15 protein-coding genes are annotated in these 16608 nt (G+C 70.6%); 8 read left to right on the forward strand and 7 right to left on the reverse strand.

What is annotated here, in order from left to right:
• Window positions 1-179: 179 nt before the first annotated feature.
• The gene (locus NGB36_RS27240) at window positions 180-785 is read right to left on the reverse strand and encodes a hypothetical protein (protein WP_255923180.1); all 606 of its coding nucleotides are present in this window, start codon (window positions 783-785) and stop codon (window positions 180-182) included.
• Window positions 786-1083: 298 nt separating this feature from the next.
• On the opposite strand from NGB36_RS27240, the gene NGB36_RS27245 reads away from it, so the two are divergent.
• From NGB36_RS27245 to mshC, 4 genes are all read left to right on the forward strand, one after another.
• Window positions 1084-1776 (forward strand): histidine phosphatase family protein, encoded by a 693-nt coding sequence (locus NGB36_RS27245; RefSeq protein ID WP_255923181.1) that lies wholly within the window; start codon window positions 1084-1086, stop codon window positions 1774-1776.
• Window positions 1777-1854: 78 nt separating this feature from the next.
• The gene (locus NGB36_RS27250; protein ID WP_255923182.1) at window positions 1855-2454 is read left to right on the forward strand and encodes a DUF3090 domain-containing protein; all 600 of its coding nucleotides are present in this window, start codon (window positions 1855-1857) and stop codon (window positions 2452-2454) included.
• Window positions 2418-3248, forward strand: a complete 831-nt coding sequence (locus NGB36_RS27255; RefSeq protein WP_255923183.1) for an SCO1664 family protein — start codon at window positions 2418-2420, stop codon at window positions 3246-3248. Before NGB36_RS27250 ends, NGB36_RS27255 begins: the two co-directional genes overlap by 37 nt.
• A gap of 127 nt (window positions 3249-3375) precedes the next feature.
• Window positions 3376-4605, forward strand: a complete 1230-nt coding sequence (mshC, locus tag NGB36_RS27260; protein WP_255923184.1) for a cysteine--1-D-myo-inosityl 2-amino-2-deoxy-alpha-D-glucopyranoside ligase — start codon at window positions 3376-3378, stop codon at window positions 4603-4605.
• Between the two features lie 97 nt (window positions 4606-4702).
• Here the strand turns inward: mshC and NGB36_RS27265 are convergent, their stop codons facing one another.
• A complete protein-coding gene (locus NGB36_RS27265) occupies window positions 4703-5716 on the reverse strand; it encodes a PAC2 family protein (RefSeq protein ID WP_255923185.1) in 1014 nt (337 codons plus the stop codon).
• A gap of 313 nt (window positions 5717-6029) precedes the next feature.
• Between NGB36_RS27265 and NGB36_RS27270 the strand changes: the two genes are divergently transcribed.
• The 4 genes from NGB36_RS27270 (at window position 6030) to NGB36_RS27285 (ending at window position 10487) form a co-directional block, all read left to right on the forward strand.
• On the forward strand, window positions 6030-7106 hold the full coding sequence (locus NGB36_RS27270; RefSeq protein WP_372509540.1) for a sugar ABC transporter substrate-binding protein: 1077 nt from the start codon (window positions 6030-6032) through the stop codon (window positions 7104-7106).
• A 22-nt stretch (window positions 7107-7128) separates the two neighbouring features.
• On the forward strand, window positions 7129-8634 hold the full coding sequence (locus NGB36_RS27275; RefSeq protein WP_255923186.1) for a sugar ABC transporter ATP-binding protein: 1506 nt from the start codon (window positions 7129-7131) through the stop codon (window positions 8632-8634).
• 106 nt (window positions 8635-8740) lie between these two features.
• On the forward strand, window positions 8741-9697 hold the full coding sequence (locus tag NGB36_RS27280) for an ABC transporter permease (RefSeq protein ID WP_255923198.1): 957 nt from the start codon (window positions 8741-8743) through the stop codon (window positions 9695-9697).
• A gap of 31 nt (window positions 9698-9728) precedes the next feature.
• Window positions 9729-10487, forward strand: coding sequence for an SDR family NAD(P)-dependent oxidoreductase (locus tag NGB36_RS27285; protein ID WP_255923187.1), 759 nt, complete (start codon window positions 9729-9731; stop codon window positions 10485-10487).
• Window positions 10488-10527: 40 nt separating this feature from the next.
• On the opposite strand, the gene NGB36_RS27290 is transcribed toward NGB36_RS27285, so the two are convergent.
• The 5 genes from NGB36_RS27290 to NGB36_RS27310 form a co-directional block, all read right to left on the reverse strand.
• A complete protein-coding gene (locus tag NGB36_RS27290; RefSeq protein ID WP_255923188.1) occupies window positions 10528-11199 on the reverse strand; it encodes a FadR/GntR family transcriptional regulator in 672 nt (223 codons plus the stop codon).
• A gap of 149 nt (window positions 11200-11348) precedes the next feature.
• Entirely contained in the window at window positions 11349-12956 is a 1608-nt protein-coding gene (locus tag NGB36_RS27295; RefSeq protein ID WP_255923189.1) for a glycerol-3-phosphate dehydrogenase/oxidase, read from the reverse strand.
• Window positions 12957-12961: 5 nt separating this feature from the next.
• Window positions 12962-14485 carry a glycerol kinase GlpK gene (glpK, locus tag NGB36_RS27300; RefSeq protein WP_255923190.1) on the reverse strand — a complete coding sequence of 508 codons (1524 nt, stop codon included), beginning with the start codon at window positions 14483-14485 and terminating at the stop codon, window positions 12962-12964.
• A 54-nt stretch (window positions 14486-14539) separates the two neighbouring features.
• Window positions 14540-15328, reverse strand: a complete 789-nt coding sequence (locus NGB36_RS27305) for an MIP/aquaporin family protein (protein WP_255923191.1) — start codon at window positions 15326-15328, stop codon at window positions 14540-14542.
• Between the two features lie 165 nt (window positions 15329-15493).
• Window positions 15494-16258 carry an IclR family transcriptional regulator gene (locus NGB36_RS27310; RefSeq protein ID WP_255923192.1) on the reverse strand — a complete coding sequence of 255 codons (765 nt, stop codon included), beginning with the start codon at window positions 16256-16258 and terminating at the stop codon, window positions 15494-15496.
• Window positions 16259-16608 lie beyond the last annotated feature (350 nt).

Here is a 16608-nt window from a genome sequence, read left to right on the forward strand (position 1 = left end):
GCCGCGCCGGCGGCTTTTTGTCGCCGACGGTGCGTGCGATCGCACGGCGGAGGGCCGCCCTCGTACCGGGTCGTACTTGGGCGAGCCCGACAACGCAGCGAGCGTGCCCCGCCGCGCCGGCGGCCGATGGTGCTGTGGGCGTCGCGGGCGCCCGGCGGGACTTCCGCGGCCGGCCCTACCTAGCTCGGCACCAAACGTCCCAGCAGTCTGCCGAAGGCGATCAACCGTGCTATCTGGCCGGGCCCGCCGTCCTCGAGCGACTTGCTGAAACGGAACGCCTCCGGCCGGAAACGGGCCGCGGCGACCGGTGCATCGGGCTCGCTCTGCACGGCGCTGAGCTCGTGCGGCGTCGCCGTCGCGAGAACCAGGTAAACCCCGCGGTCCACCCGCTGCCCCCGCTCGTCCCGCCCCACGAGCGTGCGCATTCCGACGTGCCCGATCGCGTCGAGCGGAAGCACCTGGACCGAGGAGTCGAGCACCGTGCCCCCGGGGGCGGCGTCATCGGCCAACTCCTCGCTGTGCCACAGGATCAGACGCCGCCCGTCGCAGACCGCGGCCTCCTGCCATACGGAGGTGCCGGCCTCCGTGAGGTCGACGACGCGTTCGAGGGTGAACCCGCGCACCTTGCGGCGGCCGAGCACTCCGGCGATCGCGTCCAAGGCCACGTCGGCATGGAGGAAGTAGGCGTGCACGGCATCGTCGAGGCGCGCATACGGAGACCAGTCCGAACCCGCCGGGCCCAGACGGCGCATCGCCGGGCGCCGTCGCGCGGCCCTGCTGAACATGTCCACTTGCTTCGCGATCCCGTCCCCTGGCGCCTGTAAGACCTTCTTCGGCACCTTACCCAGCCGTACCCGTGGATACGGGACGGGAGGGGAGAGCCACGGGCAGATACGGGCGTGCAGGGGCGCGGAACGCGGCCGAGGCGCTGAGACGTGAGACGTTTCTGCGGCCGTGGTGGGGGCTCGGGCGTCTTCCCCGCCACGGCCGTCACCATCACAACGCCCGGCGGCGCCAAAGGGTTACGGCACGGCGCGGCATACCGCACCGGGCCGTGTCCGTGGGGAGTCGTACCCTCGATCCATGCCCACTGTGATCCTTGCCCGGCACGGACGGTCCACTGCGAACGCCGACGGCGTGCTCGCCGGCTGGAGCCCCGGCATCGCACTCGACGAGCACGGCAGGGGCCAGGCGGAGGTGCTGGCGGCGCGGCTCGCCGAGCTGCCGCTCGCCGCGGTCGTCACCAGCCCGCTGCAGCGCTGCCAGGAGACGGTCAGGCCGCTGCTCGAAGCCCGCCCCGAGCTGCCCGTCCACACCGACGAGCGCGTCGGTGAGTGCCGTTACGGTGACTGGACCGGCCGCAAGCTCACCGAACTCGCGGACGAGCCGCTGTGGCAGACCGTCCAGCAGCACCCGTCCGCCGCCGTCTTCCCCGGACCCGACGGAGAGTCGGTGCGCGCCATGCAGGCGCGGGCGGTGGACGCGATCCGTGACTGGAACGCCCGGATCGAGCAGGAGCACGGCCCGGATGCGTTGTACCTGGTGTGCTCGCACGGCGACATCATCAAGTCGGTGGCGGCCGACGCACTGGGGCTCCATCTCGACCTCTTCCAGAGGCTCTCGGTGGAACCGTGTTCCGTCACCGCCATCCGCTTCACCCCGCTGCGGCCCTTCCTAGTGCGGCTCGGAGACACCGGGGAGCTCGGCGGGCTGCGGCCGCGTCCGGCGGCGAGCGGCGGCGATGCCGTGGTCGGAGGGGCTACGGGCGCACCGTGATCGCCGAGCGCAGTAGGGTGGTGCAGCGGAATTCGCGCAGCGACATGTGAACGATCAGTCGAGCAAACGGAGCAGGACGTGCCCCGTCAGGTGTTCTTCTACGAGCAGCCGGACCGGTTCGTGGCCGGCACGGTCGGGCAGCCGGGCCACCGCACCTTCTTTCTGCAGGCGACGGCGGCCGGCCGCACGACGAGCGTGGCGCTGGAGAAGACCCAGGTGGAGGCGCTCGCCGAGCGTATCGACGAGCTTCTCGACGAGGTCCTGCGCCGCTCGGGAGGCACCGCGTCGGTGCCCGCCGTCGCACCCGCGGAGCTGAACGACACGGCCCCTCTCGACACGCCCGTGGAGGAGGAGTTCCGCGTCGGCACCATGGCGCTCGCCTGGGACACCGCTGCCGAGCGCATGATCCTCGAAGCGCAGGCGCTGGTCGAGATCGACGCCGAGTCGGAGCTTTCGTCCGAGGACCTGGAGGCGGCCGAGGAACTGCTACTGCAGGACGACGAGAACGGTCCGCCGATGCTGCGGGTCCGCCTCACCGGGGCGCAGGCCCGCTCGTTCGCCAAGCGAGCGCTCGAAGTGGTCTCGGCCGGCCGCCCGCCGTGCCCACTGTGCAGCCTGCCCCTCGACCCGGAAGGACATGTATGCCCGCGCCAGAACGGGTACCGCCGGGCGGGCTGACGCCCGCGGAGCCGGCCGACGAGGTCGAGCTGCTGGCCAGGGGTGAGCTCACCGTCCGGGGGCGGTTGCACGAGGCGTCCAACGCGGCCCTGTTCTGCACCGTGGCGTACGACGGCCGCGAGGCCCACTGCATCTACAAGCCGGTCGCGGGCGAGCGCCCGCTGTGGGACTTCCCCGACGGCACCCTCGCCGGGCGGGAGGTCGCCGCGTACCTGGTCTCGGAAGCGACCGGGTGGGGCCTGGTGCCTCCGACCGTGCTGCGCGAAGGGCCGTTCGGCGAGGGCATGTGCCAGCTGTGGGTCGAGGCCGATCCCCAGGCCGAGCTGCTGGCGCTGGTCGAGGGCGAGGAGCCCGGGCCCGGCTGGAAGGCGATCGGGTTCGCCGAGGTGGGGGAGGGGCGCACGGCACTGCTGGTGCACGCCGACGACATACGGCTGCGCCGGCTCGCCGTACTCGACGCGGTGATAAACAACGCCGACCGCAAGGGCGGCCATCTGCTGCCCACCCCCGACGGCCGTCTCTACGCGATCGACCACGGCGTGGCCTTCCACGTCGACGACAAGCTCCGCACGCTGCTGTGGGGCTGGGCCGGGGAGCCGTTGACCGACGAGGCCCGTCACGTGCTGGGGCGGCTCGCCACCGCGCTCGCCAACAGCCTCGGCGACCGCCTCGCCGAGCTGCTCACCCCGGCCGAGGTCACCGCCGTACGGGACCGGGTGGCGGCGCTGCTGCGGACCGGGCGCCACCCCGAGCCGGGCGGCCGCTGGCCCGCCGTCCCCTGGCCGCCGGTCTGACGGCCCGGCCTCCGGCGCCTCCCGGAAGGCTGACGCACAACCAACGCCGTGGCGCAAGACCGCCCATCCAGCCATACACCGCGGACTCGGTTCGTGTACGGAACAGGCGTCCGGTTAGGCTCGAGTCATGTATGCCTGGCCCGCTTCGGAGGTTCCCGCCCTGCCCGGCAGGGGACGCGACCTCCGCCTCCACGACACCGCGACAGGCGGTCCGGTCACCCTGGACCCCGGTCCCGTCGCCCGCATCTACGTGTGCGGCATCACCCCGTACGACGCCACCCACATCGGGCACGCGGCCACCTACAACGCGTTCGACCTCGTGCAGCGCGTGTGGCTCGACACCAAGCGGCAGGTGCACTACGTCCAGAACGTGACCGATGTCGACGATCCGCTGCTGGAGCGGGCGGTAGCCACCGGCGACGACTGGACGGCGCTCGCGGAGCGCGAGACCGCCTTGTTCCGTGAGGACATGACGGCCCTGCGCATCCTGCCTCCGCAGCACTACATCGGTGCCGTCGAGGCGATACCCGGGATCGTTCCCCTGATCGAACGGCTGAGGGAGGCGGGTGCCGCCTACGACCTCGAGGGGGATGTGTACTTCTCGGTCGAATCCGACCCCAACTTCGGCAAGGTCTCCCGGCTGGACGCTGCCGCGATGCGGCTGCTGTCCGCGGAACGCGGGGGCGACCCCGATCGGCCCGGCAAGAAGAACCCGCTGGACCCGATGCTGTGGATGGCGGCCCGCGACGGGGAGCCGAGCTGGGACGGCGGTTCGCTCGGCCACGGGCGTCCCGGCTGGCACATCGAGTGCGTCGCCATCGCCCTCGACCACCTCGGCATGGGCTTCGACGTGCAGGGCGGCGGCTCCGATCTCGCCTTCCCGCACCATGAGATGGGCGCCTCGCACGCCCAAGTGCTCACCGGCGAATACCCGTTCGCGAAGAGCTACGTCCACGCCGGCATGGTGGCGCTGAACGGCGAGAAGATGTCGAAGTCCAAGGGCAACCTGGTCTTCGTCTCCACGCTGCGCCGCGAAGGCGTCGACCCGGCCGCCATCCGGCTCGCCCTGCTGGCACACCACTACCGGGCCGACTGGGAGTGGACCGACGACGTGCTCGACGAGGCCGTCGCTCGGCTCGCACGCTGGCGGTCGGCGGTCTCACGTCCGGACGGCCCCAGCGCCGACGAGGTCGTGGAACAGATCCGCGACGCGCTCGCCGACGATCTCGACGCGCCGGCGGCGCTGGCCGCCGTGGACCGCTGGGTCGAGCGCCAGGAGGCCGAGGGCGGCTCGGACACCGGCGCGCCGGGGCTGGTCTCCCGGGCGGTCGACGCGCTGTTCGGTGTGGCGCTGTAGCCGCGCAGCGGTACGCAGGAACGACGTGGGGCGTCCGCCGGGCCGGCGGACGCCCCACCCACGTGTCTGCCCGCTCGCCGCGGGCTCGCTCCCGGGCCTACTCCCGGTCCTCGTTGCCCTTGTCGTCCTTCTCGCCCGCGCCCCCGCCGGCGCCGGGTTCTCCCCGCTCGTCGTCCGGCTCCGCCGGCCCCTGCGGGCCCGAGGCCGTGCCGCGCAGGAACTGCCCGAGGTCCCGCCCTTCGCCGCCCTCGGACGCGTGCGCGCCGTGCTGCCCGTCCCTGCGCCGCAGATAGCGCTCGAACTCCCGGGCGATTGCCTCACCCGAGGCCTCCGGAAGCTCGGCGGTGTCGCGCGCCTCCTCCAGCGTCTGCACGTACTCGGCCACCTCGCTGTCCTCGGCGGCGAGTTGGTCGACGCCCAGCTGCCAGGCCCGTGCGTCCTCCGGCAGCTCACCGGTCGGGATGCGCAGGTCGATCAGGTCCTCGAGGCGGTTGAGGAGCGCGAGCGTCGCCTTGGGGTTGGGCGGTTGCGAGACGTAGTGCGGAACCGCCGCCCACAGGCTGACCGTTGGGATGCCCGCATGGGTGCAGGCCTCCTGCATGATGCCGACGATGCCGGTCGGCCCCTCGTATCGCGACTCGTCGAGGCCGAGGCTGCGGGCCAGGTCCGGGTCCGAGGTCACCCCGGTGACGGGAACGGGGCGGGTGTGCGGCGTGTCGCCCAGCAGGGCCCCGAGGATCACCACCATCTCCACGCCCAGTTCATGGGCGAAGCCCAGGAGTTCGTTGCAGAAGGAGCGCCAGCGCATGCTGGGCTCGATGCCCCGCACCAGTACCAGGTCCCGTGGCTTGGGTCCCTGCACGCGCACCACCGACAGCCGGGTGGTGGGCCATGTGATCCGCCGGGTACCGCCGTCCATCCACACTGTCGGCCGGTTCACCTGGAAGTCGTAGTAGTCCTCGGCGTCGAGCGCCGCGAACACCTCGCCCTTCCACTCCCGGTCCAGATGTGCGACCGCGGAGGAAGCGGCGTCCCCGGCGTCGTTCCAGCCTTCGAACGCGGCCACCATGACCGGGTCGATCAGCTCGGGCACGCCCTCGAGCTCGATCACCCAGCGCCTCCTTCCGGCCGCGGCGGTCGATGCTGCCCGCTGCGGCTTTTCGTTCCCTCTTCCCCGGATGCTTGCGCCCCCAGCCTACGGCTTGTGCGGTCTTCGGCCGCAGTCCTCGGCAGCGGATGATCCGGAGGGTCGGCAGCCGGGTGCGGATGGTGATATCGGCTCGCATGCCCGGTCGATACATCCGACCTGTATTCGGAAACGATCCGGTAATACCGTCGCCATAGGGGTTGTGTGCGCAAAGAGATCCGATGAATACTGCGCGCACGAAGCACTTCCAGCACTTCCGGCGACGAGGAGCGGTCGGATGACCGGCACGAGGATGGGCAGGGCAATGAGAGCGGTGCTTGCGATGGCTGCGGCCACCGCCACCCTTGCGGCGGTCGCGGGCTGCGGCACCACCGCCGACACAGCCGCCGGCGGCAGCGGCGGTTCGAAGGGCAGCGGGATGGTCGGGGTGGACCTGCCGCTGCTCACCTCGCCGTTCTGGCAGGCGTACAACAGCTACATACCGACCATGGCCAGATCGCAAAGCGTGTCGATCCTGCCCACGGTGAACTCCAACAACGACACCGCCCAGCAGATCACCGACATCAACAATCTGCTCAACCAGGGTGTCAAGGGCCTTGCCATCGCGCCGATCGACAGCTCGGCCATCGTCGCCGCGCTCGACCAGGCGCAGCGCAAGGGCGTCCCCGTCGTCGCCGTCGACGTCGCCCCCGACAAGGGCAAGGTCGCCATGATCGTCCGTGCCAACAACGTCTCGTACGGACTTCAGGCGTGCGACTACCTCGGCAGGACGGTGAAGTCCGGAAAGGTCGTGCAGATCCAGGGCGACCTCGCCTCCGTCAACGGCCGCGACCGTTCCCAGGCCTTCGACAGCTGCATGAAGTCGAAGTACCCGGGCATCAAGGTGCTTGAAGTGCCCGCGGCCTGGCAGTCCGACGTCGCCGCGTCCAAGCTGGACACCCTGCTCAACGCCAACCCCGACATCAAGGGCATCTACATGCAGGCGGGCGGCGTCTATCTCGCCCCCACCCTGCAGACCCTCAGGAGCAAGGGGTTGTTGAAGCCGGTCGGCACCCCGGGACATATCACCATTGTCTCCAACGACGGCATCCCGCAGGAGTACCAGGCCATCCGTGACGGGCAGATCGACGCCACTGTCTCCCAGCCCGCCGACCTGTACGCCAAGTACGCCATGTACTACATCAAGGCGGCGATGGAGGGGAAGACCTTCCAACCCGGCCCGACCGACCACGGTTCCACCATCGTCAGACTCCCCAACGGGATGCTCGAGGACCAGCTCCCCGCGCCGCTGGTGACCAAGGCCAACGTCAACGACCCCAACCTGTGGGGCAACCAGCTCAAGTCGTCCCAGTGACCTCGTCCCAGTGAGCCGCCTCATGGAACAACGTCCGCTCGCCGAGGCCGCCGGCGTCGGCAAGTATTACGGCCCGACCACCGCCCTCCACGACACCAACCTGACCGTCGTCGCGGGCGAGTCCCACGCGCTCGTCGGACGCAACGGCGCCGGCAAGTCCACCCTCGTCTCCCTCCTCACCGGCCTGCAGGCCCCGGACGCCGGCGAGATCCGCTTCGACGGCGAGTCGGCGCCCGCGCTCGCGGACCGGGACGCATGGCGGACCAAGGTCTCCTGCGTCTACCAGAAGCCGACGGTCGTCCCCGAACTCACCGTCGCCGAGAACCTGTTCATCAACCGGCAGCCCACCGGCCGTGCCCGCTCCATCAACTGGCGGCGGATGCGGGCCGACGCCGCCGAGCTGCTCGACGCCTGGGACGTGCACGTCGACCCGGACGCCCGCACCGGCGACCTGACGATGGAGGACCGTCAACTGGTGGAGGTCGCCCGCGCGCTCTCCTTCGGCGCCCGCTTCATCATCCTCGACGAGCCCACCGCCCAGCTCGACAACCGCGAGATCGACCGGCTCTTCGCCCGTATGCGGTCGCTGCAGGAGGCGGGGGTGACGTTCTTGTTCATCTCCCACCATCTGCAGGAGGTCTACGAGGTCTGCCAGACCGTCACCGTGCTGCGCGACGCCCGCTGGATCATCACGGCGCCCGTCGCCGAACTGCCCCGCCCGGCGCTGGTCGAGGCGATGGCCGGGGACAGCGCGGCAGCGCAGACCGCAGTCGGCGGCGCGCGGACCGCCGTCCCCGAGGACACCCCCGTACGGCTGACCGTACGGGCGCTGGCGGGCGAGGGCTTCGACGCGACCGGCCTTGCCATCCGCCGAGGCGAGGTCCTCGGCCTCGCCGGAAGCAGCGGAAGCGGCAAGATCCAGTTCGCCGAGACGCTCGCGGGCATGCACCGCCCAGCCTCCGGAGACGCGGAACTCGACGGCGACCCGGTGCCGTTCGGGGATGTGCGGGCGGCACTCGATGCAGGCGTCGGCTGCGTCCCGCGGGACCGGCACCACCAGGGTCTCGTCGCCGGCATGACCATCGGCGACAACACGACCATGACGGCCATGGACCGCCTCGGCCGTTACGGGTTCGTCCGCGCCGACCGCAGGCGGTCCATGGCCCGCGCCCTCATCGACCGCCTGGACATCCGCACCGAGGGCCCCGACCAGCTCGTCTCCGACCTCTCCGGCGGCAATGCGCAGAAGGTCGTCATGGCACGTGCCCTCGCCCGTGACCCGCGGCTGCTCGTCCTCATCAACCCCACCGCCGGAGTCGATGTGAAGTCCAAGGAGTCGCTGCTCGCCCGGATCGACACCGCGCGCGAGGACGGAACCGCCGTCCTCGTCGTCTCCGACGAACTGGAGGACCTGCGTCGCTGCGACCGCGTCCTCGTCTTCTTCCACGGCCGCATCACCGCCGAGCACCCGGCCGGATGGCACGACCACGAACTGATCGCCTCGATTGAAGGAGTGGACCGTGTCTGACACGGCAGCTTCCGCCCACCGCCGCGGCCCGACGCAGCCCCAGGACGGCGGCCCCGCACCCGTACCCGCGACGGGGAGCAGCAGGCCACCGGGCTCGCGCGCGGCCCTGCTGCGCCGCGCACGTGAACTGGCGCTGCTCCCGGCGCTGCTGGTACTCGTCGTCCTCGGCGCGTTCGTCAACGGAAGCTTCCTCACCGAGGCCAACATCATCAGCATCCTCGGCTCCTCGGCGGCGCTGGCGATGGTGGTGCTCGGCGAGGCGCTCGTGCTGATCACCGGAAAGTTCGACCTCTCCCTGGAGTCGACCGTCGGCATCGCCCCCGCCTTCGGCGCGCTGCTGGTGCTGCCCGCCTCGGAGTCGGGATTCGGCCTACGCTGGCCGTTCGGGCTTGCGCTGATCGCGATCCTCCTGATCGGCGCGGCGATCGGCGCGTTCAACGGCTTCCTGGTGGTGCGGTTCCGGCTCAACGCGTTCATCGTGACCCTGGCGATGCTGATCGTGCTGCGCGGCCTGCTCGTCGGCGCCACCCAGGGGAAGACGCTCTTCGGCATGCCGAACGCCTTCTTCGCCCTCGCCACCGACACCTTCCTCGCCGTACCGATGTCCGTGTGGCTGGCCGCGATCGCCTTCCTGATCGCCGGTTACGTGCTGCGTCACCACCGGATCGGCCGTTCGCTCTACGCCATCGGTGGCAACGTCGACGCGGCCCGAGCGGCCGGCATTCGCGTCGACCGGATCACCATCGGCGTCTACGTGGCCGCGGGGATCCTCGCTTCCCTCGGCGGTCTGATCCAAACGGGATACGTGGGGGCCATCAACGCCAACCAGGGCCAGAACATGATCTTCACGGTCTTCGCGGCGGCCGTCATCGGCGGCATCAGCCTCGACGGCGGCAAGGGAACCATGCTCGGCGCCCTCACCGGCGTCCTGCTCCTCGGAGTCGTGCAGAACCTGCTCACTCTCGCCCAGGTCCCGTCCTTCTGGATCCAGGCCATCTACGGAGCGATCATCCTCGTGGCCCTGATGATCGCCCGACTCACCACCGGCAAGGCACAGGACTGAACGCGGAGTGAAAGAGAAGAAGGGTGACCTCGTGACGGAACTCAGTGGACTGAGGGCGGTCGTCACCGGCGGCGGTTCCGGCATCGGTCTCGCCACCGCACGGCTGCTGTGCGATCGCGGCGCCGAGGTCGCCGTACTCGACCTCGAACCGGCCGTGGCAGGCAAGCCGTTGCGCGGCTTCCGCGCCGACGTGGGCGACGACCCCTCGGTACGCTACGCCGTCGAGGCGGCCGCCGGCGAACTCGGCGGCATCGACATCCTCGTCAACAACGCCGGTATCGGCGCAGCGGGGACGGTCGAGGACAACGACGACGCGCAGTGGCACCGGGTACTCGACGTCAACGTCCTGGGCATGGTCCGCGTCACCCGCGCGGCCCTTCCCCACCTGCGCCGCTCGCAGCACGCCGCGATCGTCAACACCTGCTCCGTCGCCGCCACCGCGGGCCTGCCGCAGCGCGCCCTGTACTCGGCGAGCAAGGGCGCCGTGCTCTCCCTGACGCTGGCGATGGCCGCCGACCACATCCGTGAGGGGATCCGCGTCAACTGCGTCAATCCCGGCACGGCCGACACCCCGTGGGTCGCCCGGCTGCTCGACGCGGCCGACGACCCCGAGGCCGAGCGCGCCGCCCTGCAGGCCCGGCAGCCGATGGGCCGCCTCGTCACCGCCGAGGAGGTCGCCGCCGCCATCGCCTATCTGGCAGGCCCCGCGGCCGCGTCCGTCACCGGCACCGCACTCGCCGTCGACGGCGGCATGGCGGGGCTGCGGCTGCGCCCGGCCCCGGCATCCTGAGCCATTCCGGACGGCGACGTCACAGCGGCGTACAGCGGCATCACAGCGTCGAGCGGAGCCACTGCTCGACGCTGGCGATATGCACCGTCGACCACGAACGGGCCGCCTCGGCGTCCCGGTCGCGCAGCGCACCCAGGATGGCCCGGTGCTCGTGCAACGTGCGGCGCACCGCGTCCTCCTGGGTCAGGCCGCGCCAGACACGCGCCCGCGTGGTCGGGCCCGAGAGCCCGTCGAGCAGCGAGCACAGCACCGAGTTTCCCGAGGCGGCGACGATCCCGCGGTGGAACTCCAGGTCGGAGGCGACCAACTGCTCCACCGACGGCTCCGGGCCCAGCGCGTCGAGCTGGGCTCCGAGCGAGTCCAGCACCTCGTCGGTGATGCGCGAGGCGGCCATAGCGGTCGCGGCAGGCTCCAGGATGCGCCGTACCGCGAGGAACTCCAGCACGGTGTCGTCGCGGTGGAAATCGACCACGAAGCTGAGCGCTTCGAGCAGAAGCTGCGGATCGAGACTGGTGACGTACGTGCCGTCGCCCTGCTTGACGTCGAGGATCCGGATGAGCGACAGCGCCCGCACCGCCTCGCGCAGCGAGTTGCGGGACAGGCCGAGCTCCGAGGCGAGTTCGCTCTCCTTGGGCAGCCGGTCGCCGGGCCGCAGCGCGCCGGAGACGATCATTCCCTTGATCTTCTCGATCGCCTCATCGGTGACCGCCATGAGCCGCCTCCTCCCGCCACGCCAGCGGCTGCTGTCGCGGTAGACCTCCGATGTATCGGCCCATTATGCACACGCTTGCGACGAGGGGAGAGGCTCCCCGTGCAGCCTCTCCCCTCGTGCGACCCCCGGGCCTGGTACGGCCCCCCGCCTCAGCCGGCGTGCGCCAGCAGCTCTGTCACCCGCGCCCGCACATCCTCGGTGTCCAGACCGCGGATCGTCAGCGTCGTGCGGCGGCGCAGCACGTCGTCGGCGGTCGAAGCCCACTCGTGGTCGCGTGCGTACACCACCTGGGCCCAGATCTCCGGACCGTCGGGGTGGATGCGCTCGCCGAGCGCCGGGTCCTCGTTGACCAGCCGCGCGATGTCGAACGACAACGCGCCGTAGTGCGTGGCGAGATGACGTGCCGTCGCAGGATCGATACAGGTGCCGGGCTCGCGGTCCACGAGCAGCCGGTGCGCCACCGCGTTCGGGTTGGCGACACCCGGCAGCGGAACCCGGCGCACCAGGCCTGCCACCGGCGTCATGTCCGCGCCGAGCGGCCGGCCCGGCAGCCCGGCGAGCTTGTTCATCACCGTGCGCCCGATGTGCCGGTAGGTGGTCCACTTGCCGCCCGCGACCGAGAGCATCCCGCCGCGCCCCTCGCTGACCACCGTCTCGCGCTTCGCCGACTCGACCCCGCCGGGCCCGCCGGGCAGCACCCGCAGCCCCGCGAAGGCGTACGTCATCAGCTCCCGCGACAGGTGCTCGTCGCGTACGGACAGCGACGCCTCGCCGAGGATCTGCCGGATGTCGGACTCGGTGACCGCCACGTCCGCCGGGTCACCGGTGTACTCCTCGTCCGTGGTGCCCAGCAGCAACTGGTCCTCCCACGGCAAGGCGAAGGTGATCCGGTACTTGTCGATCGGCGTGGCCATTGCGGCCTTCCACGGCGCCTTGCGCTTGAGCACGAGGTGCGCGCCCTTGGAGAGCCGGATGCTGGGGGAGACCCCCGCGTCCTCCATCTTCCGCAGGTGGTCGACCCACGGCCCGGTGGCGTTGAGCACCAGCCGGGCGTCGACGCCGAACTCCGTGCCCTCGAGACGGTCGCGCAGCTCCGCGCCGGTCACTCGTCCTCGGGTGAAGCGCAGTCCCGTCACCTCGGCGTGGTTGAGCACCACGGCGCCGGAGTCCACGGCCGCGCGCACCGTCATGACGGCCACCCGTGCGTCGTTCATCTGGTGGTCGCCGTAGACGGCGACGGCCTTGAGGTTCTCGGTGCGCAGCGCCGGGTTGTCCGCCGCGGCCTTCGCCGGGGAGATGACGCGGCCGACGCCGTCGCCGAACGCCGAGAGCATCGAGTAAGCGAAGACGCCGGCGCCGAGCTTCGCCGTACCGTGCGGGCCGCCCTTGTAGACCGGCAGGTAGAAGGTGAGCGGGTTGACCAGGTGCGGGGCGACGTCCTTGGCCAGCACCCGGCGCTCGTGGTGGTTCTCCGCGACGAGCTTGACCGCGCCGGTCTGCAGATAGCGCAGGCCACCGTGGACGAGCTTGGACGACGCGGACGAGGTGGCGCCGGCGAAGTCGCCGGCGTCCACCATCGCGACCCGCAGTCCGGCCTGGGCCGCATGCCAGGCGACCGAGGTGCCGAGGATGCCGCCGCCGATCACCAGCAGGTCGTACGTGGCGCGGCTCAGCAGCTCCCGGGTCTCGGACCGGCCGGGGTTACGGCCCGCGGACGGGTGCGTCCCCAGGGCCGGGACGCTCTGCAGGGTGCTCATGTTTCTCAGTGCTCCTCTTCGATCCAGCCCATGGTCCGCTCGACGGCCTTGAGCCAGAGCTTGTACTCGCGGTCGCGTTCGGCCGCGTCCATACGGGGGGTCCATTCGGCCGCGCGGCGCCAGTTGGCGCGCAGCTCATCGGTGTCCTGCCAGAAGCCGACCGCGAGCCCCGCGGCGTAGGCGGCGCCGAGGCAGGTGGTCTCGGCGACCATCGGACGGACCACGGGCGCGTCCAGAACGTCGGCGATGGTCTGCATCAGAAGGTTGTTGGAGGTCATGCCGCCGTCGACCTTGAGGGCGGTCAGTTCGACACCGGAGTCCTTGTTCATCGCGTCGACGATCTCGCGGGTCTGCCAGGCGGTCGCCTCCAGCACGGCACGCGCGATGTGCGCCTTCGTGACGTACCGGGTGAGGCCGGCGATGACGCCGCGCGCGTCGGAGCGCCAGTAGGGGGCGAACAGCCCCGAGAAGGCGGGGACGAAGTACGCGCCGCCGTTGTCCTCGACCGAACTGGCCAGCGTCTCGATCTCGGCCGCGCTGTTGATCAGCCCCATCTGGTCGCGCATCCACTGCACGAGCGAGCCGGTGACGGCGATGGAGCCCTCCAGGGCGTAGACGGGCTGATCGTCCCCGATCCGGTAACCGACGGTGGTGAGCAGGCCGTTGTACGAATTGACCGGCTGGTGGCCGGTGTTGAGCAGCAGGAAGGTGCCGGTGCCGTAGGTGGACTTGGCCTCGCCGGTGGAGAAGCAGGTCTGGCCGAAGAGCGCGGCCTGCTGGTCGCCGAGCGCGGAGGCGACCGGCACGCCCTCCAGAGCGCCCTTGGCGGTGCCGTACACCTCGGCGGAGGAGCGGATCTCGGGCAGCACGGCGGCCGGGATGTCCATCGAGGACAGGATCCGCTCGTCCCAGTCGAGGGTGTGCAGGTTCATCAGCAGGGTGCGCGAGGCGTTGGTGACGTCGGTGACGTGCACGCCGCCGTTCGGGCCGCCGGTGAGGTTCCAGATCACCCAGCTGTCCATGGTGCCGAAGAGGATCTCGCCGCGCTCGGCGCGCTCGCGCAGGCCCTCGACGTTGTCGAGCATCCAGCGGATCTTGGGTCCGGCGAAGTACGAGGCGAGCGGCAGCCCGGTCTCGCGCCGGAAGCGGTCCTGGCCGACGTTGCGGCCGAGCTCCTTGCAGAGCGCGTCGGTGCGGGTGTCCTGCCACACGATGGCGTTGTGGACCGGCTCGCCCGTCGCCTTGTCCCACAGCAGGGTGGTCTCGCGCTGGTTGGTGATGCCCAGCGCCTTGACGTCCGCAGTGGAGATGCCCGCCTTGGCCAGGGCGCCGGAGACCACCTCCTGGACGTTGGTCCAGATCTCGGCGGCGTCGTGCTCGACCCAGCCGGGCTTGGGAAAGATCTGCGCGTGTTCCTTCTGGTCGACGGAGACGATGCGGCCGTCACGGTCGAAGACGATGCAGCGGCTCGATGTGGTGCCCTGGTCGATCGCTGCGATGAACGGGCCTGCGGTGTGGCTGTCGGTCACGGCGGTGCTCCTGTTACGGCTCGAAGCGGAGAGGAAGCTGAGGGAGAGGGCTGCTTACGCGAAAGCGATCTGGTAAATGCCACCCGCCAGGGCGCCGCCGATCAGCGGGCCTGCAACGGGGATCCAGGCGTAACTCCAGTCGGACGAGCCCTTGTTGGGCAGCGGCAACAGGCTGTGCACGATACGCGGGCCGAGGTCTCGCGCGGGGTTGATCGCGTAACCGGTGGGCCCGCCGAGCGACAGGCCGATGCCGACGACGAGCAGGGCGACCAGGAAGATGCCCAGCCCGTTGAGGGCGAGCCCGTTGGTCATGCCTTCGGTGAGGATGAACAGCACGAGCACGGTGGTGCCGATGATCTCGGTGACGAGGTTCTGCACCGGGTTCCGGATCTCGGGGCCGGTGGAGAAGATGCCGAGCACCGGCCCGCCGGGCAGATGGCCGTCCTCGGTCATCGGGCCCGCCGAGTCGGCGTCGAAGCCGGCGACGATCTCGGGGTCGGTCAGGTGCGCCTTGAACTGGCCGTAGTAGGCGAGCCACACCAGCGTCGCGCCGATGATGGCGCCGAGCATCTGGCCGGCCAGGTAGACCGGCACATTGCTCCAGTCGCCGCTCTTGATCGCCACACCGAGGGTGACGGCCGGGTTGAGCTGGCCACCGGACAGGCCGTTGGCTATGTAGGCGCCCGCGAGCACGGCGAAGCCCCAGCCGAAGGCGATCGCCACCCATCCGGCCCCTCTGGCCTTGGAGTGCTTGAGCGTGACGGCGGCGCAGACACCGCCACCGAGGAGGATGAGAACGGCGGTTCCGATGATCTCGCCGATGAAGATGTGGCCGCTGGACATCGCGACTCCTTCGTCTTCGTGCAGGATGGCGGACCCGGGTCCCGTCCGGTGTTCGACATTGTCGACCGCCGACCGGCAGTTTTTATCGTCGATGGAAATGCGTCAAGAGGTCTGTGACTCAGGACTCCGAAAAGTTCCGATGATCCCTTTCGGATCCTCAAGGTCTCAGAACCGACCGCCTCCGAGATCGCGTGACACAGCACGTGCGCAGTCACGCACCGCGGCCACCAGCCGGGCCCGGATCTCCCCGTCCTCGCACACCCGCTCCACCGCGCCGGTGACGCCCACCGCCCCCACCGGAACCCGCCGCCGGTCGTGGATCGGCGCGGCCACCGACGCCACGCCGTCCCACGTCTCCTCCAGGTCCGCGGCCCAGCCGCGGGCACGGGTGATGTCCAGTACGTCCTCGAAACCCTGCAGCGACGTCACCGTGCGGGGGGTGAACGCCTCGCGCTCACCCTCCACCGCCTCGCCGTGCGCCACCGGATCGTACGCGGCCAGCACCTTGCCCAGGGCGGTGCTGTGCAGTGGATGCATCGCACCGACCTCGAGCACCTGACGGCTGTCGTCCGGCCGGAAGACGTGGTGCACGATCAGCACGCCCTCCTTGTGGAGCACGCCGAGGTAGACGCTCTCGCCGCTCGACCGCGCCAGGTCGTCGGTCCACACCAGGGCGCGGGCCCGCAGCTCGTGCACGTCGAGATAGCTGTTGCCGAGCCGCAGCAGCTCGGCGCCGAGTTGGTACTTGCCCGAAGCGTCGTCCTGCTCGACGAACCCCTCCTGCTGCAGCGTCCGCAGGATGCCGTGTGCGGTGCCCTTGGCGAGGCCCAGCGTCGAGGCGACGTCGGTGAGGCCCAGCCGGCGCTCGCCGCCGGCCAGCAGGCGCAGGATGGCCGCCGCGCGCTCCACCGACTGGATGCTTCCTGCCATCGGGCAACCTCCGTGAAACCAGGGTCGGCAATGCTGAACGCCATTGGGCGATGTCGACCATCCATCGTAGTCAAGAGTCTGCCAACCGGACCCCGGCGGTCGCACACCGCCCTGACCGAAAACCACCGGTTACCGGGACTCCGACGCGACGCGGGTGTCCACCTTTCGAAACTCACTGCGGCGACCAGGGCGCCGACGGTTACCCTGGCCGGGTGCGGATGCCTGCGAAAGGCCCGCATAGCCGACAGCCGTCGCATCCAGGGAGCATCTTTCATGGCCTCGCCGTCCCAGAAGACCGTCCAGCAATCCCGAGCCGCTGCCTTGCGTGAGGCGCTGTCCACGCGTGTGGT

It is taken from the genome of Streptomyces humicola (assembly GCF_024436035.1).
GTDB lineage: Bacteria > Actinomycetota > Actinomycetes > Streptomycetales > Streptomycetaceae > Streptantibioticus_B > Streptantibioticus_B humicola.

Bases quoted from the DNA above. Each gene is read 5' to 3' on its own strand.
- NGB36_RS27240 (WP_255923180.1), bottom strand. From the start codon at position 785: ATGTTCAGCAGGGCCGCGCGACGGCGCCCGGCGATGCGCCGTCTGGGC.
- NGB36_RS27245 (WP_255923181.1), top strand. From the start codon at position 1,084: ATGCCCACTGTGATCCTTGCCCGGCACGGACGGTCCACTGCGAACGCC.
- NGB36_RS27255 (WP_255923183.1), top strand. From the start codon at position 2,418: ATGCCCGCGCCAGAACGGGTACCGCCGGGCGGGCTGACGCCCGCGGAG.
- mshC (WP_255923184.1), top strand. From the start codon at position 3,376: ATGTATGCCTGGCCCGCTTCGGAGGTTCCCGCCCTGCCCGGCAGGGGA.
- NGB36_RS27270 (WP_372509540.1), top strand. From the start codon at position 6,030: ATGACCGGCACGAGGATGGGCAGGGCAATGAGAGCGGTGCTTGCGATG.
- NGB36_RS27275 (WP_255923186.1), top strand. From the start codon at position 7,129: ATGGAACAACGTCCGCTCGCCGAGGCCGCCGGCGTCGGCAAGTATTAC.
- NGB36_RS27290 (WP_255923188.1), bottom strand. From the start codon at position 11,199: ATGGCGGTCACCGATGAGGCGATCGAGAAGATCAAGGGAATGATCGTC.
- NGB36_RS27295 (WP_255923189.1), bottom strand. From the start codon at position 12,956: ATGAGCACCCTGCAGAGCGTCCCGGCCCTGGGGACGCACCCGTCCGCG.
- NGB36_RS27305 (WP_255923191.1), bottom strand. From the start codon at position 15,328: ATGTCCAGCGGCCACATCTTCATCGGCGAGATCATCGGAACCGCCGTT.
- NGB36_RS27310 (WP_255923192.1), bottom strand. From the start codon at position 16,258: ATGGCAGGAAGCATCCAGTCGGTGGAGCGCGCGGCGGCCATCCTGCGC.